General features: G+C 49.6%; 19 protein-coding genes. 14 read left to right on the top strand and 5 right to left on the bottom strand.

The features are described 5' to 3' along the window. Positions 1-46 precede the first annotated feature (46 nt). The 13 genes from WBJ47_RS00110 (at position 47) to WBJ47_RS00170 (ending at position 13,600) form a co-directional block, all read left to right on the top strand. Entirely contained in the window at positions 47-322 is a 276-nt protein-coding gene (locus WBJ47_RS00110) for a hypothetical protein (RefSeq protein ID WP_422243988.1), read from the top strand. Between the two features lie 15 nt (positions 323-337). Further along, on the top strand, positions 338-2,068 hold the full coding sequence (locus tag WBJ47_RS00115; protein ID WP_422243987.1) for a carboxylesterase family protein: 1,731 nt from the start codon (positions 338-340) through the stop codon (positions 2,066-2,068). A gap of 43 nt (positions 2,069-2,111) precedes the next feature. Next, a complete protein-coding gene (locus WBJ47_RS00120) occupies positions 2,112-3,374 on the top strand; it encodes a hypothetical protein (protein ID WP_422243986.1) in 1,263 nt (420 codons plus the stop codon). A 128-nt stretch (positions 3,375-3,502) separates the two neighbouring features. Beyond that, positions 3,503-4,303 carry an SDR family NAD(P)-dependent oxidoreductase gene (locus WBJ47_RS00125; RefSeq protein WP_422243985.1) on the top strand — a complete coding sequence of 267 codons (801 nt, stop codon included), beginning with the start codon at positions 3,503-3,505 and terminating at the stop codon, positions 4,301-4,303. Between the two features lie 28 nt (positions 4,304-4,331). Beyond that, positions 4,332-5,300 (top strand): Bug family tripartite tricarboxylate transporter substrate binding protein, encoded by a 969-nt coding sequence (locus WBJ47_RS00130; protein ID WP_422243984.1) that lies wholly within the window; start codon positions 4,332-4,334, stop codon positions 5,298-5,300. Between the two features lie 3 nt (positions 5,301-5,303). Beyond that, entirely contained in the window at positions 5,304-5,993 is a 690-nt protein-coding gene (locus tag WBJ47_RS00135; protein ID WP_422243983.1) for a cysteine hydrolase family protein, read from the top strand. A gap of 76 nt (positions 5,994-6,069) precedes the next feature. Further along, entirely contained in the window at positions 6,070-7,698 is a 1,629-nt protein-coding gene (locus tag WBJ47_RS00140) for an NAD-dependent malic enzyme (RefSeq protein WP_422243982.1), read from the top strand. Continuing rightward, positions 7,688-8,977: a threonine/serine ThrE exporter family protein gene (locus tag WBJ47_RS00145; RefSeq protein ID WP_422243981.1), complete on the top strand. Its 1,290-nt coding sequence runs from the start codon at positions 7,688-7,690 to the stop codon at positions 8,975-8,977. The genes WBJ47_RS00140 and WBJ47_RS00145 overlap by 11 nt, the downstream gene beginning before the upstream one ends. 112 nt (positions 8,978-9,089) lie before the next feature. Beyond that, on the top strand, positions 9,090-10,541 hold the full coding sequence (locus WBJ47_RS00150) for an NAD(P)-binding domain-containing protein (RefSeq protein WP_422243980.1): 1,452 nt from the start codon (positions 9,090-9,092) through the stop codon (positions 10,539-10,541). Between the two features lie 41 nt (positions 10,542-10,582). Next, positions 10,583-11,119 (top strand): CMD domain-containing protein, encoded by a 537-nt coding sequence (locus tag WBJ47_RS00155; protein WP_422243979.1) that lies wholly within the window; start codon positions 10,583-10,585, stop codon positions 11,117-11,119. Then, positions 11,116-11,703: a peroxidase-related enzyme gene (locus tag WBJ47_RS00160; RefSeq protein ID WP_422243978.1), complete on the top strand. Its 588-nt coding sequence runs from the start codon at positions 11,116-11,118 to the stop codon at positions 11,701-11,703. The genes WBJ47_RS00155 and WBJ47_RS00160 overlap by 4 nt, the downstream gene beginning before the upstream one ends. A gap of 22 nt (positions 11,704-11,725) precedes the next feature. Beyond that, entirely contained in the window at positions 11,726-12,706 is a 981-nt protein-coding gene (locus WBJ47_RS00165) for a Bug family tripartite tricarboxylate transporter substrate binding protein (protein WP_422243977.1), read from the top strand. A 69-nt stretch (positions 12,707-12,775) separates the two neighbouring features. Then, on the top strand, positions 12,776-13,600 hold the full coding sequence (locus tag WBJ47_RS00170; protein WP_422243976.1) for a transporter: 825 nt from the start codon (positions 12,776-12,778) through the stop codon (positions 13,598-13,600). A gap of 1 nt (position 13,601) precedes the next feature. Here WBJ47_RS00170 and WBJ47_RS00175 read toward each other — a convergent pair whose 3' ends face one another. From WBJ47_RS00175 to WBJ47_RS00190, 4 genes are read right to left on the bottom strand one after another with little or no spacing between them, the layout of a single operon-like run. Continuing rightward, positions 13,602-14,768 carry a mandelate racemase/muconate lactonizing enzyme family protein gene (locus WBJ47_RS00175; RefSeq protein ID WP_422243975.1) on the bottom strand — a complete coding sequence of 389 codons (1,167 nt, stop codon included), beginning with the start codon at positions 14,766-14,768 and terminating at the stop codon, positions 13,602-13,604. A 13-nt stretch (positions 14,769-14,781) separates the two neighbouring features. Further along, a complete protein-coding gene (locus WBJ47_RS00180) occupies positions 14,782-15,480 on the bottom strand; it encodes an SDR family NAD(P)-dependent oxidoreductase (protein WP_422243974.1) in 699 nt (232 codons plus the stop codon). Beyond that, positions 15,470-16,435 carry a Bug family tripartite tricarboxylate transporter substrate binding protein gene (locus tag WBJ47_RS00185; protein ID WP_422243973.1) on the bottom strand — a complete coding sequence of 322 codons (966 nt, stop codon included), beginning with the start codon at positions 16,433-16,435 and terminating at the stop codon, positions 15,470-15,472. Before WBJ47_RS00185 ends, WBJ47_RS00180 begins: the two co-directional genes overlap by 11 nt. A gap of 45 nt (positions 16,436-16,480) precedes the next feature. After that, on the bottom strand, positions 16,481-17,419 hold the full coding sequence (locus WBJ47_RS00190; RefSeq protein WP_290237640.1) for a dihydrodipicolinate synthase family protein: 939 nt from the start codon (positions 17,417-17,419) through the stop codon (positions 16,481-16,483). A 120-nt stretch (positions 17,420-17,539) separates the two neighbouring features. On the opposite strand from WBJ47_RS00190, the gene WBJ47_RS00195 reads away from it, so the two are divergent. Next, positions 17,540-18,496, top strand: a complete 957-nt coding sequence (locus tag WBJ47_RS00195; protein ID WP_422243972.1) for a LysR substrate-binding domain-containing protein — start codon at positions 17,540-17,542, stop codon at positions 18,494-18,496. On the opposite strand, the gene norR is transcribed toward WBJ47_RS00195, so the two are convergent. After that, complete coding sequence (norR, locus tag WBJ47_RS00200; RefSeq protein ID WP_422243971.1) at positions 18,480-20,045, bottom strand: nitric oxide reductase transcriptional regulator NorR; 1,566 nt, start codon at positions 20,043-20,045, stop codon at positions 18,480-18,482. The two genes, WBJ47_RS00195 and norR, sit on opposite strands and share 17 nt — an antisense overlap. Between the last annotated feature and the right edge of the window lie 61 nt (positions 20,046-20,106).

The raw sequence follows: 20,106 nt of genomic DNA on the forward strand, positions 1-20,106 counted from the left end.
AATCAAGATTTTTTCAGTGGTCGGACTTTTATTAGGAGTTTTTGTGATGCGTCATTTGAATAAAAAAATCGGCTTGGTTGCACTGATTGCAGCGTTGCTCCCAACAACATCAGTATTGGCCCAAACAACGATCGTTCCCATTCAGTCACCCGGGCAAATCATGCCTAACCCCAATCTTGCACCCGCAAACGCAGCGACACCTCCACGCTCTTACCCAACACCCAGCAACAGCCAAATCACAGACTCCGTGACGCAAGCACAGCGCGACACCACGCGTGAACACATCAAAACACAAACACCTGCTGGATCTGCCAAGAAGTAACACTAGAAGCTGGCTATGTTACGACTGCGTAACGCACTCCTCATCGCTTTAATCACTCTCGCAAGCGTCACGCTTGCTCAGAGTCAGATCGTTGTGATTAAAAGCCCAGCGGGTCAGCTTCAAGGCGTTAAAAACCTAACGTCAATGGTGAATGAATTTAAAGGAATTCGCTACGCCACAGCAGAGAGATTCGCGAAACCTATCGCAACGCCTTCATGGACTGGCCTCAAGGATGCCAAAACGTTTGGCAGCAATTGCCCCCAAACGGCACGCTATAACCTGACCGAAGAAAGCCTGAACGAAGACTGTTTGTATCTCAATATTTCTACCCCCTCTGATATGAAACCGGGAGAAAAACTTCCCGTCATGATCTGGATTCCGGGCGGAGGTTTCGTGGGTGGCGGATCGAACTTATATCGGCTGGATCTTTTGGTACAACAAGGTCGAATGATAGTGGTATCGATCAACTATCGACTTGGACTGTTTGGCTTTATGCCACACCCCGCCATGGATGCCGCTTCAAATGGGAACCTAGGGCTTGAAGATCAACGCGAAGCGATGCGCTGGGTACAAAAAAATATCGCTGCCTTTGGTGGCAACCCAAACAATATCACCATCGCAGGGGAGTCAGCTGGTAGTGGATCCATCTGTCAGCACCTTGCAAGTCCAGAACACGTATCAGGACTGTTTCATCGAGCGATTCTGATCAGCGGTGCCTGCATTCAAGTATTACCTACAGTCCAGCAAGCGCTGAAAGACCCCATCTGGCATACCGTTTCACACAATCCAAAAGACCCAGCCCGGACATTTCGTTGTCCAGTCCCAGGCGATTCTGGCTATTCAGATAGTCAATCTTTGGCGTGTTTAAAATCAATCTCTGTCAAAACGCTTCTCGAAGCTCAAACATATGAGGCGGGGAACAGAATTTTAAGTTTTGTGCCGGTCACAGGCAATCAAACTGTTCCGCGCGCTTTTAGAGATGCAGTCAAGTCAGGTCAAATAGTGAAAGTTCCAATGATGATTGGTGGCGCAAAAAACGAATTACGCGTGTTTGTCGCTTACGATGTCTTGGGTGACAATGCGAACCGTACCAAGTACCCAGTCACGTTCGAGAATTTAAAAGAATATTATCTCCCAGCGTTTTATGGCTCAGATCAGAAAAAAAATACAGCAATCCTGACTCATTACTTTGGTTCTGCTGACAATCCAAAAAATCTGAACGGTGCCACTCTGGGTTCAATGTTGTCAGACTTCAATCCACACGTCGGGATCAACAACTGTTTAAATTTAAAAACAGCGAATGCCTTGAATGATCTGCCTGCTGCACCGGCTATCTATCAGTTTCAGTTTGACGATCCTGGGGCACTGGTTCTAGGCGTTAGTATTTCAAAAGGAAAAGATCCTGGCTTTGAACTTGGCTCAGTTCACTCCTCTATTTTGAATTATTTTTTTCCACGACTTTCAAATACTGCAGCCATTGATGCGCCTGAGTTAAGCATTACCTCGCAGCAACTCGGGCAACAAATGATTGAATATGTGTCAAGTTTTATGCGTGATGGCAACCCGCGGGCGCAAGGACTAGCAGAATGGAAAAAATACGACGGGTCCATGCAACGTCCAGCATCCGATCGCGTCATGTTTTTTAGTCCAGGCAAGATTCATGCACGCAACGCTTACGGTGCCATTGATGCATCATCTAACCAAGGCCATCAATGCGGCTTTTGGAACGCACTATATCCTGACTAATTTGTAATCTAATCTGTAACAACGCCTATCTAAAGACTGGATAATGAAAATCAAACACCTTACCGTCTCCATTCTTATCGCGTCCTTGACGGGCTGTACCGGCATTAACTCCACTAGTTTTAGCGACATGTCGACCGCATACAGACAAGTTGTTGAAAATTACAGCAATGAAAATATTCTATTGAATATCGTTCGCGCATCGAAGAATATGCCTTTGAGCTTTCTTGATATTCCTTCTGTCATCGGCACAGGTAATGTGGCTGCGAATACTGGAGTTGGTACAACGCAGAGCGTAGGCACTCAGGTTTCGCCGCCATCGATTACTTCTGCCTCGATCGGACTCGCTGTCAATAGTGGATTTACGTTTACTCAAGCTTCGCTCGACAACGCTCAATTTATGCAGTCATTTCTCAAAGAAATACCGCTGAGCGTACTGGGCGTGAAAGGGACAAGAAGATTGTTGCCTAGAGCAGTTTCTTACACTTTGTTAGTTGAAAGCATCGAGCTTCGCAGAAACAATGCCTCCGTGCACCGTTTCAACAATGACCCTCTCGATCCGAACTTTAAAGATTTTCAAAGCTTGCTGTATCTTTTAATCGAAGCCGGCTTGACAACCGAGAATACACAAGTCAAGACCCCCCTCGGACCACCTTTAGAACCTGCAGTGCTGACCCGCTCGCTTGATGCCTGGGGCAGTGCAACGGTCGACAATCTTGCCAAGGGCCTCCTATCCTTTGAAAAAATCAATAAAAATGGCAGAGAGTTGTATCAACTCGTTCGCAATGAGCAACGCCATCGAGCCTGTGTCAATCAATATCGCGCGCAAGAATTGCTCGGCAATATGCTGAGCGCAGCCTCCTATTGCCAGGACTCGCCGCGCTATGAAAAATCAGATCAAAATTATGCCAACGTGATTAAAGCCTTTACCGCTCACTTCCCTGATGCGAGTAATCTGGAGTTAGTCATTGGGGTCCGTTCACCTGGTAACGTGTTTGATTTTCTTGGCTCTGTATTAAATGCGCAGCTTGAAGGCGACGGTTCCAGAGAGGTCTTGATACAACCCTCTAAGTCAGTGCTGGATGGATATAACGAGCGCTATCAAGAACCGCATCCTTTGTTCAAGGTATATAAAAATGCTGCAAATATGGATACCGCAGCGTCAGTCACCTACAAGGGGGTCACTTACACGATTGCTGACAACGATCAGTCCTACACAAAAGATGTCATGGAGTTTATGGCGTCACTTGTCACGATTGCGAAAATTCCAGGCGCAATTCCAGCCTCTCCTGCGGTGATCGTAAGATAAATTAAAGGAGTGTTGGGTTAAGTCATTTTGAAAATCATTAAATATTGATTTTTTTTGGATATTTTCAATTTTTATATAAAAATGAAGCTCTAATAAGAAACATTTACTGTTTTTTACACGGAGACAACATGACCGCTCGGCTAAAAGGAAAAATTGCACTGATTTTCGGCGCAGGATCAGTGGGCCCTGGATGGGGAAATGGTCGAGCCATGGCAGTGCGTTTCGCCGAGGAAGGCGCCAAGGTATTTGGCGTAGACATGGACCTGACTCGCATGGCGGAAACCGTTACCCGCATTCAAGAGCTCGGCGGGGAAATCGAAATTGCCCCTTGCGATGTCACCCAAAGTGCGCAAGTCGCAGATATCGTCCGTCAATGTGTTGAAAAGTGGGATCGCATCGATATTTTAGTCAATAACGTTGGTGGCTCAGCTGCTGGCGGACCGGTCGAACTCGATGAAGATGTCTGGGATGCGCAAGTCGACAGCAACCTTAAAAGTGTATTTTTGAGCTGTAAGCATGTTTTGCCTGTGATGGAAAAACAAGGCAGTGGCGCCATTATTAATATGTCGTCCACCTCCGGCACCCGCTGGACGGGCTCTGCTCAGGTCGCTTACGCGGCGACCAAGGCTGGCGTCATTCAACTGTCAAAAGTGGTCGCCATTCAGTACGCAAAGAAAGGCATTCGAGTCAACACCATCGTACCTGGGCAGCTGCACACGCCCATGGTCGAAGTACGACTCGCCGGTCAACGATCGGGCGGAGATGTCGCAAAACTTCTTGAGCAGCGCCAGGCACGTATTCCACTACCATTTATGGGTGATGGGCGTGACACCGCCAATGCTGCCGTCTTTCTGGCCTCGGACGAAGCGCGTTTTATTACAGGCACTGAAATCGTCGTCGATGGCGGCATGTCTGTGCGCTGCGGCTAACATTTTCATTCTTTACTGGAGAATTTTCATGACCATCACAATTAAAAAAATTGCGCTGACATTTTTGGGCTCTTTACTCGTGGCAGCAGCCCCACAATTTGCCATGGCGCAAGCCAAGAGCACCAAACTGATTGTCGCCTTTCCGCCCGGTGGACCCGTAGACTTTGTCGCTCGCAGCATCAGCGAGGCACTATCCAAAGAATTAGGACAGCTTGTTATCGTTGAAAACAAGGCCGGAGCAAATGGTGCGATCGCAGCAGATTATGTCATCAAGTCCGCACCTGATGGCAATACCCTCTGGCTGACCAGCGTCGGCGCAGTCGCCATTAACCCCAGCCTCTACCCCAAGCTTTCGTACAATGCACAAAAAGACTTGGCTCCCGTCTCACTGGTCGTCAACAACGTAGAACTGCTCGTCGTCAACCCTAAAAACCCTGCCAATAACCCAGCCGAATTTGTCGCTAATGCAAAAAAGCAGCGCACGACAATGGCCTCATCAGGGACAGGCAGCGTGCCTCACTTGGCAATGGAACAAGTCGCTGATGCGACCGGTGCAAACTTAGTCCACGTCCCTTACAAAGGTGCAGCACCAGCCATTACCGATGTGATGGCAGGCCATGTGGATGGTTTTTTTGGTGACATACCCGGACTGATTAACAATGTAAAAGCCGGCAAGCTCAAACCAGTGGGGTTGGCGGCCACACAGCGTCACCCTCTTTTGCCTGATGTTAAAACGTTCGAAGAAATGGGCATCAAGGGCGTAGACTCGGACAACTGGTATGCCATCTTTACCTCTAAAGGTACGCCTCCAGCTGACATCGAACGGATTAACAAGGCCATCGCTCGCGTACTCGCCAATGATGCGGTCAAAACACGCCTGGCTAACTCAGGTGCTCAACCTGCAGCCTCGACGCCTCAGCAGCTTGCCGACTTGCTTTCAAAAGACACAGCTAAGTGGGAGCGTGTCATTCGCACTAAAAATATTCAGGCAGAGTAAGCCATGTCTGACGAAAGCTGGAAAACAGCCTATCGATCGTTCTATTACGAGCACGCTCCAATTCCTGAGGACTTGGAGCTCGATTCGGCTAAAACAGCATTACTCGTGATTGACATACAAAATGCTTACTTAACGGAGTCAGCTGATCCGGCCGAGCGAACGCGCTGGGCGCCCTTTATGGCACGCATGCATCAACAGGTCATTCCCAATACGCGACGCCTGATTGACAGGTGTCGTGAGAGCAAGATCGACGTTATTTTTGCTCGCATTGCCTGCCAATTGCCCGACGGCCGCGATCGCTCTCTCTCCCAGCGCAAGCCCGGTTTCAATAATCTTTTATTACCAAAAGATGAATGGGCCAGCCAAATCATTGATGCGCTTGCGCCACACCCTGACGAAATCGTCGTGTTGAAAACGACCGATAGCGCCCTCACGGGCACCAGTCTGCGTCTCACGTTACATAACATGGGTATCCAGCATGTGATCTGTGCTGGAATTTTTACCGACCAATGCATTTCCAGCACTGTGCGCAGTCTTGCCGACGAAAGTTTTGATGTGATCGTTTGTCACGATGCCTGCGCGGCTGCAACAAATGAATTGCACGAACACGAACTGAGATCAATTAACTGGATTTATTGTCAGGTCGCCAGCACAGACGAAACATTGGGATTTATTCGTTCATTTTCTCCCTAAAACTCTGCTAGCATGGACCTGACTTTTTATTTAACATTTTGTTAAATATAGATACATTCTGCTCGGAGCATTTCAGATGTCCATGCCCATTGAAAACAAAGGCTACACCGTATTGCACGACTCACTTGTGAATCGCGGAACAGCATTTACTGAAGCCCAACGAAAAGCTTCTGGTTTAGAAGGTCTATTACCACCAGGCGTGGATACCTTAGAACTGCAAATTGCCAGAGTACACACCCAGCTTGATCTTCTCGATTCTGATTTGCAACGCTATTTGTTTTTGATGGACTTGCAAAGTCGTAATCAAACTTTGTTTTATGCGGTGCTGATGTCAGATCCAGCTAAGTTTATGCCGCTTGTCTACACACCCACAGTGGGTGAGGCGTGCCAAAAGTTTGATCATATCTTTCGTTCCACGCGTGGTCTTTATTTACCAATCAGCGCCAAAGGACGGTTAAAAGAGCTGATGTCGAACTGGCCACAAAAAGACATTCGCTTTATCGTTGTCACGGATGGCGAACGTATTCTTGGCCTGGGTGATCTGGGTGTGGGCGGCATGGGCATCCCGATCGGTAAATTAGCGCTTTACACAGCGGTTGCTGGCGTACCGCCCGAGCTGACACTACCAATCACTCTTGACGTTGGTACAAATAACCAAACGCTGCTAGATGACCCTCTTTACCTAGGTCTGCGTCAGCAGCGTGTACGCGGCGACGAGTACCATGCGTTCATTGCAGAGTTTGTCGATGCCGTACAAACGCTTTATCCAAAATGTTGTCTGCAGTGGGAAGATTTTGCAAACTTTAACGCTGTGTCGATTCTTGATACATACAAAGACAAAATCTGTACCTACAACGATGACATTCAAGGCACCGCTGGTGTCGCACTCGCTGGCCTGTATGCAGCCCTGCGCATCACGGGTCAAAATCTGACAGATCAGCGCTTTCTCTTTATGGGTGCAGGCTCTGCCGCCACCGGCATCGCCGAGCTGATCAGTGAGGCGATGGTGATGGAAGGCCTCACGATCGAAGAAGCGCGTGCGCGGAACTTTTTGTTTGATATCAATGGACTTGTGGAGTCCACACGTACCGACCTGGCTGATTTTCAAAAGCCCTTTGCGCATCAGCATAAGCCGTGCAAGTCTTTTGTCGATGCCATTAACGCCATCAAGCCAAACGGAATTGTGGGTGTCAGCACCGTCCCCAAACTCTTTAATCAGGCAGTGATCGAGGCCATGTCCCAGGTCAATGCGCAACCCATTATTTTTCCCTACTCCAATCCAACATCGCGCTCAGAATGTACAGCGGAAGAAGCGTACAAATGGTCAAACGGCAAGGCGATATTTGCGAGCGGCAGCCCTTTTGATCCCGTCACACTTGGCGCCAAGACGTTTGTTCCCGGTCAAGGCAATAACGTGTACATCTTCCCTGCGATGGGCATGGCTGTGCTCGCGACACAATCTAAGCGCGTCACACAGCAAATGTTTATCGTGGCAGCCAAAGCCGTTGCTGAGCAAGTCACACAGGAGGATTTGAACACAGGCCTGATCTACCCGCCTCAATCACAAATTCTTGCAGCCTCTTTGCATACTGCTGCGAAAGTCGCAACATACGTGTTTGATCAAGGCTTAGCACGCGTTGATCGACCGACTGACATTGCTGCAAGTATCAAAGATATGGCTTACAAACCTGTTTATGGTGACTGACCGCATCGCTTGCGTCCTTAGGGCCGCAGCACTGCTTCATGCGAATGGCCAGACGACACAACGCGTCATTGAGGCAACAACCCGCTTGGCGCGTGCGTTCGGTTATGAGGCGGTCGTCTTACCGCAGTGGGATTTAATCCTACTGCGTTTTAGACCGCTGGGTGCTGAGGCACATCATTTATGGCGTGACGAATCTGTCCATATCCGGCCAACTGGCGTGGATATGAATAAGGTGTCTCAAACCACGCATTTGATTGATCGATTATGCGCCTTAGCTTCGCCGTTAACTGAAGAAACTGTCGCCCACGCGGATCAAGCACTCATTAAAATTGCTGACCTCAAGCCTAGTAGCAATATGCGGTTTGTGTTGATGGCGGGATTAGGTGCCTCTGCCCTCGGCTTGATCTTTGGTGTGACGAGTCAGCTCACGCTTGCTTTGATTTTCTTTGCTGCGGCGCTGGGCGCGATCTTAAGACGCGCACTCGCAGGTGAAAATCTTTTTGTGCAGCCCCTTGTTGCGGCCTCTGTTGCGGGTCTTGTGGGCGGAGCAGCCCAACATTTATTGACAGATACACAACTTCAGTTTGTAGACATCACACCCTGCATGATCCTTGTACCGGGTGCGCATATTTTGAATGCTTCACTTGATTTGGCGAGAGGTCGTTTGAGCCTTGGCATCGCTCGCCTCACTTACTGCCTCATGATTTTATTAGCGATCTGTGCAGGACTCTTGATGGGACTCACAGTGACGAACGGATCACTCACCGATGGCATGCTGTCAGCTCAAGTGCCACTCTGGCTTGACATCCTGTCTGCAGGTATCGCCGTCGCGGCCTTCGGTGCCTTCTTTTCACTTCCCTGGCGCATCCTGATCGCACCGATCCTGGTGGGCATGATTTGCCATGCGAGTCGCTGGTTCATACTGGAAAACGGCGGTGGTGTGGTGCTAGGTGCGTTCGTCGCCTGCCTGATCGCCGGCATCATCACAGCGATGTTGGCGAGATACTTAAAACTCCCCTTTGCCGCTCTCGCCTTTAGTGCTGTGGTGTCAATGATGCCCGGTATTTTTGTTTTTAAACTCGCCAGTGGCCTGGTAGAAGTCTATCGCGCAGACAGTGATGCCACAATCGCTATGCTAACGAACGTTGTCTCTAATGGAACCGCGACCTTTCTGATTGTGATGGCAATGACCTTTGGGCTGATTGTGCCGAAAATGTTGATCGATAGCTGGCTTGGAGAACGGGAGCAGAAATCCCCTCCTCAGGTAGGTCGACTTTAAAGCTGGACTTATTTGCATATAAAGAAGAAACATTTGCCTTTATATCCCCAAGTAGTAGACAATCAAAAGTAACAATTCGTTTCAGCACCCATTGGCTTTACAACCCTTCAGAATGCACACACGCGCTCATAACGGTCTTGACTTGCTTGAAACTAGACTCAGGCAAGATCTTTCCTGGCTTGAACTTCCTTCAAAGCCCTGGATGATCAATAAAACCAATGCAGGGAAACCCGTCATCGAAGTCGCCGTCATCGGTGCAGGTATGGCAGGACTCACGGCGGGTACAGCACTGAGTCTTCTCGGAATCCATCCTGTATTGTTTGACCGTGCAGCAGAGGGCTACGAAGGCCCCTGGGTCACCACCGCTCGCATGGAAACCCTCCGTTCACCCAAGCAACTAACGGGTCCAGCATTGGGATTGCCCGCCCTCACCTTTCGCGCTTGGTTTGAGGCACAGTTTGGCGATCAAGCTTGGACGAATCTCGACAAAATACCGCGCATGCAATGGATGGAATATCTGCGCTGGTATCGCAAGGTCACCAAACTTGAGATTCGCAATGAGCATCTCATCCTCGAAGTCAATCCTAGAGAAGATCAGCTCGTCGAACTCTTGGTGCAACACCCCAAGGGTATAGAAAAAATATTGGCAAGACGTGTGATCATTGCTTCTGGTCGGGATGGTCTGGGTGGACCTTCACTACCTGATTTTGCGTACAAAATTCCTCCCCAACTCAGAGCACACTCCTCTGATCCTCTTGACTATCACTCTCTCAAGGGTAAACGCGTGGGTGTGATCGGAGCCGGTGCTTCGGCCATGGACAGTGCGGCCACTGCACTCGAATGTGGCGCCAAGAGTGTCGACATGCTGATCCGACGCGCTGACTTACCACGAGTCAATAAAGGCAAGGGAGCTGGCAACCCAGGACTGACGCATGGGCATCTTGATTTACCGGATGCGTGGAAATGGCGACTACGGCATTACATCAATGCGCAACAAGTGCCGCCTCCACGAGGTAGCACGTTGCGTGTATCGAAACATGCCAACGCGCGCTTTAATCTAGGTTGTCCTATTGATGAAATCACAATCAATCCAGACGGCAGTTTGGCGATTCTCACCCCAAAAGGAATATTCGAACTCGACTTTCTGATTTTTGCGACTGGATTCAAAATCGACTGGCTCGCCCGTCCTGAATACGCAGTCATTGCCAAACATCTGCGCACCTGGGGTGACCGCTATCAACATGAAGCTGGCCTAGCGGATAGAGAGCTCCAAGACTCCCCTGATTTGGGAGCAAACTTCGACTTAAGAGAAAAAAATCCCGGTCAGTGTCCAGGACTCGAGCGGATTCATGTGTTTTGCTATCCAGCTGCTCTTTCCCATGGCACTGTCTCGGGGGATATTCCCGCAATTAGCGATGGCGCAAAAAGACTGGCTCAAGGCATCGTAAGCTTATTTTATCAAGAAGATATCGCGGATCACTTTGAAAAGATCCAGAATTTTTCAGAGCCTGAGCTCATGGGCGATGAGTGGTCTGCAGCCCCGCCTCCTCAGACTTTGAAATAAACCGAATAGCGTTCATTCGCAATCATTGAACAGGAAGAGACATGACAAATCACGAGACATTGCACTCCAAACCGGACACACTAGATCATCTACTCGGGCTCACACCCAGCCACCCGACATATGAAATCAGGCATCAACGCACAAAGGTGGTGGATGCGACTCAGGCAAGCGAGGATCTGCTGCTTGGTACTCCTGTCGAAGGACTGTCGGTCAGTGACCGACTCCTCGTGGCCTTGCTTGCCTGCGCCCTGACACCGTCGGAGGCTTTAAAAAACGAATATGTAAACAGGCTCTCCGCTTTGGGTATCCCGGAGCAAACGATACAAACTGTGGCAAGCGCTCAACTTGATCAACTCAATGACCAACGCCTCAGGCAAATACTGATTTTTACAGCCACACTGATTACAGATCCTGTCAAAGCAGATAAACAAGCACTGTTGGCTTTGAAAGCATCAGGCCTGAGTACCCCACAAATTACTGCACTGGCACAACTAGTTGCCTTTGTGTCCTATCAGGTCAGAGTCTATGCTGGACTTCATGCCCTTAAAGCATTGAACACGCAAGGAGCACAGTCATGAGCGAAACGATCCGGATTAACGGTTTTACTAATGAAACACTGGACTGGAAAGCATGGCTCGACGTCGTCGATATCAACGCGGCAAGTCCTGAACAAATCGCTATCCTAGAGGAAAGCCACCCTAAGGCTAAAGAATCCGACTATTACCTCTTTCTTGCGCATCAGCCTGAAATCTTGCGACAGCGTTCTGCCGCGTTCAACGCCATCATGTATGCGCCCGGAGGCATGCCTCGCGCCGAGCGCGAACTCTCCACCGCCGTGGTATCCCGCATCAACGGCTGCGTGTACTGCGCATCTGTCCACGCTCAGCGTTTCGAGCAGCTCGCCAAAAGAAACGACAGCATTAAGCAAGTTTTTACTGAGCCTCGCACTGCTGGGACAACCGACAGAGAAAAAGCGATTGTTCAGTTCAGCATCCAACTGACCGAACACCCTGAGGCCGTCTGCGCAGCAGATATTCAGGCACTCAAGGACGTTGGCCTCACCGATGCGGAGATTCTTGATCTGATTCACTCTGTGGCTATATTCGCCTGGGCCAATCGACTGATGCTCAATCTCGGCGAACCTGTCTTTCCATCCGCTTGACTGTCTCAACAAGGAGAAGCACATGCACTCGATCCTTAAAACCCTTTCCTCTGTCGCATTGATCACTGCATTGACGGCACCGGTCTGTGCCCAGTCTTGGCCCGAAGCTGGCAAGCCTGTGCACATCGTCGTTCCAGCACCAGGTGGAGGTGGCACGGGGGATACGATCGCCCGCATGCTAGCTGAACAATTAGCCACTCGACTCAAAACAAGTTTTGTTATTGAAAACAAACCAGGTGCAAACGGCAATATCGGTGCGTCTTTTGCAGCGAAAAGTGCGCCAGACGGTTATCGCTTTCTGTTTTCCTGGGCAGGCACTCTTGCTGTCAGTCCAAAGCTCTACACCACACCTGGCTTTGACTCGCAAAAGGACTTCGCACCCATTGCGCTGATCTGCGATGTACCAAACATCCTTGTTGTTAACAATGGGCAACCCGTCAAAACGCTCAAGGAATTTGTTGAGTACGCCAAAAATAATCCCGGCAAACTCAACTTCGGCTCAACCGGAATCGGCAGCTCAATGCATCTGGCGGGAGAGTTGTTTATGACGCAGACCGGTGCAAAAATGGTTCACGTACCCTATAACGCACCCGGCACGGCAACGACCAACATGATTGCCAATGACATCCAGCTCATGTTCCAGCTCGTCCCCGGCATCGCAAGTCAGGTTAAGGCAGAAAAAGTCAAAGCCTTAGCAATTTTGTCTGACGCTCGCTCGCCAGCCCTGCCTGATGTCCCTACCACCACTGAGCTAGGCTTTCCAAAGCTGCAATCCTCAACCTGGTTCGCGATGCTGGCCCCCAAAGGCACACCTGCACCCATCATCGAGAAGATGAATACTGAGATCAATGCAGTTTTAAAGGATCCCGAGTTCCAAAAGAAACTCGCCGCCATTGGTGCAACCACACTGGGAGGGACCCCTCAAAAACTGTCAGCGCATTTGAGTGCAGAACTTGATAAATGGGGAGCAGTCATACAAGCTGCGGGCATTAAGGCACAGTAACTTTGTGTTTCAGACACGGGCGATCATCTAAAATACGTTTTTTATTAAAACAATAATCTGGAGTCGCTCGTGACCCACCGTGTTTCAAATCTGCGTTTGCGTTCATTCGTTTTTTCGTTAGCCACATCATTCTCACTGCTTTGTTCCATACCCGCACACGCCTACTTTCCCTTCATCACAGATGATACTGGCACGCAAGGCGAAGGCGGTAATCAGCTGGAGCTCAACTACGTTTTCATTAAGGAACGTGGTGTTGGTGTAGCCGAAGATGGGACTTACTACCCAGGAGACTACGGCACTAGCAACTCTTTTCCAATGACCTACACGCGGGGTTTGACCGACGATCTTGACGTGTTCGTTGGCATCATCCGTCAAACCTCCCCAACCAATGGCTGGATGAACTCCGCCATTGGTTTTAAATGGCGGTTTGCTGGAGATGCCGAGGAGGGTTGGAGCTTTGCAATTAAACCCGCACTTCTCACGCCTGTCACGCGCAGCATGGAAACGTCCGGACTGGGGAACGGCAAAACCAACGGTACGGTCTCATTGATTAGCTCATACCTTCAGCCAAAGTATGAAGTCCACGTCAACGCCCGCTACACAAGCAACCTGTCCTACAGCGGCGCCGAAGATCAGCAGGCTCAACACCTCTGGGGAGTTTCAGTAGCACCCGTCTGGGTATTGAATCACCAATGGAAGCTTGGCGCAGATGCTGGCCTGGAAACCAATCCTAACGCCACGAGCGCCCAGGTAGCATACGCACAGATCGGTGCCGTGTTTGCACCTGTAAAAAATGTTCAGCTTGGCTTAGGCCTCATGGGTAACCGTGCAATTGGAAGCCCAAGCCGCGAATACAACTGGTCTGTGATGTCAGGTGTGACCTGGCAGTTTTAAATTATTGAGCCAATGCACGCATCTCAGTGATCAGATCAGACTTGCCTTCAAAACCGATACCAGGGAGTGCCGGCAAATCAACATATCCGTTCTTTACCTTTACGCCATCCGGAAATCCACCATACGGCTGGAACAAATCTGGATAACTCTCATTGCCTCCAAGACCCAAGCCTGCCGCAATGGCGAGTGACATCTGATGACCTCCGTGCGGAATGCAGCGACTCGGAGACCATCCATACTCTTTTAGCATTTCTAAGGTGCGTAGATACTCAACCAATCCGTAACTAAGTGCGCAATCAAACTGTAACCAGTCTCGATCTTTACGCATACCGCCGTGACGAATCAAGTTACGCGCATCCTGCATCGAAAAAAGATTTTCTCCGGTCGCCATTGAACCCTGATAAACCTCGGACAGCTTGGCCTGCAATTCGTAATCGAGCGGATCACCGGGCTCTTCGTACCAGAAAAGCGGGTATTGGGACAAGGCCTTGGCGTAACTGACCGCCGTAGCAAGATCAAAGCGTCCATTTGCATCTACGGCAAGCTGTTGACCCGGTTGAAGCATCTTCAGGACGTATTCAATACGCTGACAATCTTCAGCGAGCGATGCTCCTCCGATCTTCATTTTGACGACCGAATACCCACGGTCTAAATAACTCTGCATTTCCTTGCCAAGTTGATCAAGGCCTTTGCCCGGATAGTAGTAACCACCCGCGGCATATACAAACACGTGGGGCTGAGCAATTCCGTTTCCGTATTGCTCAGCTAAAAGCTGATAAAGAGGTTTTTCGGCAATTTTGGCAACGGCATCCCAGACCGCCATATCAATCGTACCCACGGCAACAGAACGCTCACCATGACCGCCGGGTTTTTCATTCGTCATCATCCGAGCCCAAATTTTATGAGGATCTAAATTAGTCCCTTGATCGTTGATCAAGCTGGCGGGATCCGCTTCAAGCACGCGGGGCACAAAGCGCTCTCGAATGAGTCCGCCCTGCCCGTAACGACCATTTGAGTTGAATCCGTAACCAACGACAGGTCTGCCCTCACGGATGACATCGGTTACGACGGCAACCAAACTTAATGTCATTTTTGAGAAATCAATATATGCATTACGAATATCTGATTTGATCGGACGGGTAGACTCTAAGATGCTAACGATTTTCATGATGCAAAAAACTTTATAAATGAAGGGAAGAACCACCGCAGATTGTCAATTCCTGTCCGGTCATGGCTGCGGCGGGTTTGGTTAATAAAAAGCTGACGAGTGCGGCAATCTCAATAGGCTCAATCAGTCGCCCAATGGGTGGTAATCGTGGCTGACTACCCGCTCGGTCAGGATCTGAAAGCATCGCCGTAGCTGTCGCCGCAGGAGAAACCACATTGACAGTCACCCCTGTTGGCGCAAGCTCGGCCGCCCAGCTGCGAGCCATCGCCACGAGAGCAGCTTTGGTTGCGGCATACTGCCCTCGCCCAGGCATTCCTTGGGAAACCCGGCTCCCGATAAAAATCACCCTGCCCTCTCCCATACTCACCATATGAGGAATCAAGGCGTTTGTCATGACTGCAGCACATTGGTCATGAATGGACCACATCAGACTGCCTGCTGACAAATCAAGATCTCCAAGCCGACCCACGCGCATGATCCCAGCGGCATGGATAAATCCATAGCTTTTGACATCGACCAGTGCACGCTGGACAGCTTCAACATTCATGAGGTCAATTTGAGTGTGCTGATAAGAAGGATGCTCAATACTGGATTGAGCTTTATCCCAACCGAGCACAGACCATCCCCCTGCTAACAAATGCTCAGAAATGGCTCGACCTATACCTGAGCTACTTCCTGATACAAGTACAACCTGACCTTGCTCACTCGACACGAATATTTCCTTCAGTGACAATTTTTTGTGATCGGGCCATATCTTCTGTTTGAAACTTGATGAAATCCTCGATCGAGCCATCGGTGACCAACAAACCCTGTTTAATCAAATTCTCACGGATATTGGAAGAAAGTGCTTTATTGACTTCAGCATTCAAACGTTCCTGAATAGCTCTAGGCGTTTTAATAGGCGCCCACAATCCATACCAGCTATAAGCTTCGAACCCGGGAATCGATTCAGCTACAGTGGGCACATCGGGAAGATTCGGTGTACGGCTCACCGATGTCACCGCAATGACTCGAACCATACCGCTGTTGTGGAATTGCAAGGAACCCAAAATCGGATCAATAAAGCCATCGATACGGCCTCCGACTAAATCGTTGAGTGCGGGCGCTGTTCCTTTGTAAGGAACAATATTGACATCAAAGCCTCCCGCTTTTTTTAACTGCTCAGTGGCCAAATGCCCGGCCGAGCCGATCGACCCCACCGCAAAATTCACCTTATCTGATTTGGATTTTGCGTAAACAGCCAAAGATTTGATGTCCTTAACTGGCAAATCTTTGTTGATCGCCACGGACAGTGGTGCTTTTGCAACTAAAGCGACAGGGGCAAAATCATTGACGACCGAATATGGCACTTTAGGCATCGTCATCGGTGCAGTCGTAAATGTCGATGCATTGAATAACAACGTGTAACCATCGGCAGGTGCCTTCGCAACGGCATCGGCACCAATGGTTCCATTTCCACCCGGCCTATTTTCGACAACAAACTGTTGCCCAGTTTGCTCGCTGAGTTTATTAGCCAGTGTTCTACCGACAGAGTCCAAAGTTCCTCCAGGAGGAAATGGAATAATGACGCGCACAGCTTTGGTTGGATAACTTTGTGCCGAGGCGGTGATTGCAGTCATCGCTATAAGAGCCGTTAAACCATTAAAAAGAATATTACGTACTTTCATTATCAGTCTCCAATTTCAATCTTGTTATGCAAATTATTTAAAAACTTAGCGCTTTAACAAACCCGCCTGCGAAACAGCTGCGCGCAAAACACTCATCTCTTGAGCGCTTGGCAATTCTGTCGGTGGTCGTACCGTATGACTATCTAAGACACCAGCAAGATACATGCCGCCTTTCATGCGGGCATGCGCCTCTCCAGTTGGCTCACCTCCTCCATAGACTGCATCTTTGAGGGGTGTAATGACAGCTTGAATGGCGATTGCTTTATTGAGATCACCTGCCTTGACAGCGTTCCAGAGATCGATAATGAGCTGCGGAATAAATGTTGCAAATCCTACTAGTGCACCATCAACTCCCTGCACCATTGACGCAAGCAAGTATTCGTCATGACACGTCAAGATGGCTTTGCTCGCATCAGCCTCACGAATTGCCTGAATATCACGGGCATATTTATTCATATCCCTTTGTCCGACTTTAAAAGCCTGCAAATAGGGCAACTGAGCTAATTCAGCCAATAATTGTGACGAATACGATGCACGCGTCCATGCTGGGTAAACATGGCACACCAAGTCAAGATCAGGTGTCGCTTTGTGGATGGCGTCAAAATACTGCAGCGCATGATCTCTCGTGAATCCAAAACGCAACCAATGATGCGGAGGCATGACGTCAAGAGCGACAGCTCCCGCGGCGCGGGCAGCCTTTGCATGTGACGCTGCATCTGCAAGACCTTCGCAGACAATTGACGAAATAACGGGAGTTTTTCCTTTCAGCTCGTCAGCGACAATGCGGGTGACTTCGACGCGTTCCTCAGGCGTGAGCGAAAAAACCTCTCCCGTATGACCGTTGGTCATGACTGCAACTACACCATCATGGCTCGCGAGCCAGGAAGCCAGCTTTCTTAATGCTGGCTCATCAATTCTAAAATCCGGTGTAAATGGACAGGAAATTGCAGGAATGATTCCTTTGTAATTCTTGATTTGTGGCATAGTCGTTATACACTTTGAAAGATTGAGACCGTTCAATTCTGCTGCGTGTGGCGCATTCAATCCAATACTAAAAACGCATAAAACTATTCACTGTCCGAATTACTCTAGGCAAACATCAATATGGGACCCGGCAACCGCCCGCTCGACCTGGACTGGCTAGAAGACTTTGCCGTACTCTGCGAAACAGAGAATTTTTCGCGTGCTGCGGCTATTCGCTGCATTGCACAACCCGCACTGAGTCGACATATTCGATCCCTGGAAGAATGGGTGGGCGTCGAGCTGATAGACCGAGCAGCGCATCCAGTTCAACCTACCGCTGCTGGAGCAGCTTTCAAAACCCAGGTCGAAACCATCCTGGCAGCGCTTGAGGCGTCAAGAATTAAAGCGCGTGCTGCTCACGATGCCGAGTCTGCAAGTTTGCGCTTTGCTGTGACGCATTCCCTTTCTTTAACTTTTTTCCCGAGCTGGCTGGCATCTTTGGAAAATTATTATCGTTTTAGTGCGATCCAGACATTTTCTGATACTTTTCAAGCATGCGCCGAGATGATGAGCATGCGGAAAGTTCAGTTCATGCTCTCGTATGGGCATCCCGATATTCCCTCTCGGCTGGATCAAGACAACTATCCTGTACTGACTTTAGGTCGCGATAGACTCGTACCGATTTCTGCGATCAAGCAAGACCAGACTCCTCAATACTCTCTGGACTCAACTTCAGTCATTCCTTTGCTTGAATACAATCAAAGTTCGGCGCTTGGGTTGATTGCCGGAACCAAACTCAAACCTTTGATCTACGATCAAAATCAATCAGGAAAACAGTTAAATATCTCGGTTGTATTTTCAGCTCACAACGCGATGTTGCTGAAAACCATGGCAATGAGTGGACGTGGGGTCGCATGGATACCAGCGTCCTTGATTCAACAGGAACTCGACAATAAAGAACTCGTCCTGGCTGGTGGGGTTCAGTGGCAAATTCCCATTGACATCAAACTGTACAGACAAAAAGCCCAGATGAGTCAACCAGCAGAATCGGTATGGAAAATGCTGACTGAAGTCTCAACGACTACGCCGCATCCTTGAGCCCCAATCGTTTCGCAAGTTTATGCAAATTGCTCGTATCAATCCCCAGACTGCGAGATACCTTGGCCCAATTGCCTTGAAAACGCGCTAACTCGCGCTGTATGAGTTGGCGTTGAAACAATTCGGTGGCCTGACGCATCGAAAGCGTTTCGTGAGAACTCGATTTCTGTTCCTGATCTGATATGTCAGACTCGAGTTTGCTAGGCGCATGAACAATGACTCGATCTGAGTTTTCCAACAATAGCAACTCTGGTTCAAGAGTCAGAATATCGTTGCGATCCGCACCACGGCTGACTGCCCGCAAGGCGGCTCGACTGATCACGTGCTCTAACTCCCTGACGTTGCCAGGCCAGTCATAACGACATAATGCAATCTCCGAACGCTCCGACAATCTGATACTACGCAATCCCAAACGGGAGCGATTAATCTCGAGAAAGCGTCCCGCAAGAATCAGCACATCTGTCCCGCGCTCACGCAAGGGAGGAATATGTACTGGGTATACCGAGAGTCGATGGTATAGATCGGCCCGGAAGCGTCCAGCTCTGACACTTTCCTGCAGCTGGCGATTGGTGGCCGATACAAAGCGAACATTGACCTTGCGGGGGGTATCTTCGCCCAACCGCTGAATCTCTCCGTTTTGAAGCGTGCGTAACAGTTTTGCCTGAATGGAGAGCGGCAACTCACCAACCTCGTCCAGAAACAGTGTCCCCCCTTCTGCAGCCTCAATACGTCCAACACGGTCCGCCGTCGCACCCGAAAATGTCCCTTTGATATGTCCGAACAATTCGCTTTCAGCCAACGTCTCAGGCAAGGCGGCACAATTGACCTGAACCAGAGGTCCCCGATGTCTGAGAGACTGACGATGCACCCGCTGCGCGAACAGGTCTTTACCCACGCCAGTTTCACCGAGTAACAAAATGGGCAGGTCTGACTCAGCGGCGACGTCAAGCTCACGCAACACAGCTTGAATCACAGCACTTTGCCCCAGGATTTCATCTGGAACACTCACCGTCGAACGATCGATCGAATCGCTTCCTCTGAAAAGACGCAAACTTCGATTTTCCTCTTCGAGGCGGGACACGCGTACGGCGGCCTCGACCACCAAAGCAAAAGCACTTAACCTTTCAATATCTGTTGCCTTGAAGGACTTCCCTTCAAACGCATCAAGTGTCAATGCGCCCCACAGGTGGCCTTCGAGATGAAGACTCATCCCCAGGCAGTCGTGCACGGGCAAAGGCTCGCCGACGCGATCATCGAGCAAGCCATCATAAGGATCAGGCAAAGGATTACCAGGGAGGAAACGAACAGGGGTGCGTGTCGATAAAATGCTCACTAGCCTGGGATGCTGTGCGATCACAAACCGCCGACCGATCGCCTCGCGCGTCAGTCCCTCAAATGCAACCGGTGCAAGAGTGTCTCCTTCGAGTCTCAACAATCCGACAGCGTGACAATTAAATTGATCGCGAATCGTACGTACCATTCGCTGTGCGCGGACAGCGCGTGGCAAGTCTGCAATCATGTCTGCAATTAAAGACAGTTCAGCATTCATCGTGGTGATTGAGCTTTTGTAAGAATAAAGCGAGAGACCGCATGAATAAGGTGATATTAAC

Origin of the sequence: Zwartia sp. (assembly GCF_049655405.1) — a bacterium.
In the GTDB taxonomy this organism is placed as follows: domain Bacteria; phylum Pseudomonadota; class Gammaproteobacteria; order Burkholderiales; family Burkholderiaceae_B; genus Zwartia.

What these genes read in the sequence shown, in the direction of transcription:
- WBJ47_RS00150 (WP_422243980.1), top strand. Translation starts at nt 9,090, where the DNA reads ATGCACACACGCGCTCATAACGGTCTTGACTTGCTTGAAACTAGACTC.
- WBJ47_RS00135 (WP_422243983.1), top strand. Translation starts at nt 5,304, where the DNA reads ATGTCTGACGAAAGCTGGAAAACAGCCTATCGATCGTTCTATTACGAG.
- WBJ47_RS00120 (WP_422243986.1), top strand. Translation starts at nt 2,112, where the DNA reads ATGAAAATCAAACACCTTACCGTCTCCATTCTTATCGCGTCCTTGACG.
- WBJ47_RS00165 (WP_422243977.1), top strand. Translation starts at nt 11,726, where the DNA reads ATGCACTCGATCCTTAAAACCCTTTCCTCTGTCGCATTGATCACTGCA.
- WBJ47_RS00130 (WP_422243984.1), top strand. Translation starts at nt 4,332, where the DNA reads ATGACCATCACAATTAAAAAAATTGCGCTGACATTTTTGGGCTCTTTA.
- WBJ47_RS00140 (WP_422243982.1), top strand. Translation starts at nt 6,070, where the DNA reads ATGTCCATGCCCATTGAAAACAAAGGCTACACCGTATTGCACGACTCA.
- WBJ47_RS00160 (WP_422243978.1), top strand. Translation starts at nt 11,116, where the DNA reads ATGAGCGAAACGATCCGGATTAACGGTTTTACTAATGAAACACTGGAC.
- WBJ47_RS00195 (WP_422243972.1), top strand. Translation starts at nt 17,540, where the DNA reads ATGGGACCCGGCAACCGCCCGCTCGACCTGGACTGGCTAGAAGACTTT.
- WBJ47_RS00115 (WP_422243987.1), top strand. Translation starts at nt 338, where the DNA reads ATGTTACGACTGCGTAACGCACTCCTCATCGCTTTAATCACTCTCGCA.
- norR (WP_422243971.1), bottom strand. Translation starts at nt 20,045, where the DNA reads ATGAATGCTGAACTGTCTTTAATTGCAGACATGATTGCAGACTTGCCA.
- WBJ47_RS00175 (WP_422243975.1), bottom strand. Translation starts at nt 14,768, where the DNA reads ATGAAAATCGTTAGCATCTTAGAGTCTACCCGTCCGATCAAATCAGAT.
- WBJ47_RS00125 (WP_422243985.1), top strand. Translation starts at nt 3,503, where the DNA reads ATGACCGCTCGGCTAAAAGGAAAAATTGCACTGATTTTCGGCGCAGGA.
- WBJ47_RS00185 (WP_422243973.1), bottom strand. Translation starts at nt 16,435, where the DNA reads ATGAAAGTACGTAATATTCTTTTTAATGGTTTAACGGCTCTTATAGCG.
- WBJ47_RS00155 (WP_422243979.1), top strand. Translation starts at nt 10,583, where the DNA reads ATGACAAATCACGAGACATTGCACTCCAAACCGGACACACTAGATCAT.
- WBJ47_RS00190 (WP_290237640.1), bottom strand. Translation starts at nt 17,419, where the DNA reads ATGCCACAAATCAAGAATTACAAAGGAATCATTCCTGCAATTTCCTGT.
- WBJ47_RS00110 (WP_422243988.1), top strand. Translation starts at nt 47, where the DNA reads ATGCGTCATTTGAATAAAAAAATCGGCTTGGTTGCACTGATTGCAGCG.
- WBJ47_RS00145 (WP_422243981.1), top strand. Translation starts at nt 7,688, where the DNA reads ATGGTGACTGACCGCATCGCTTGCGTCCTTAGGGCCGCAGCACTGCTT.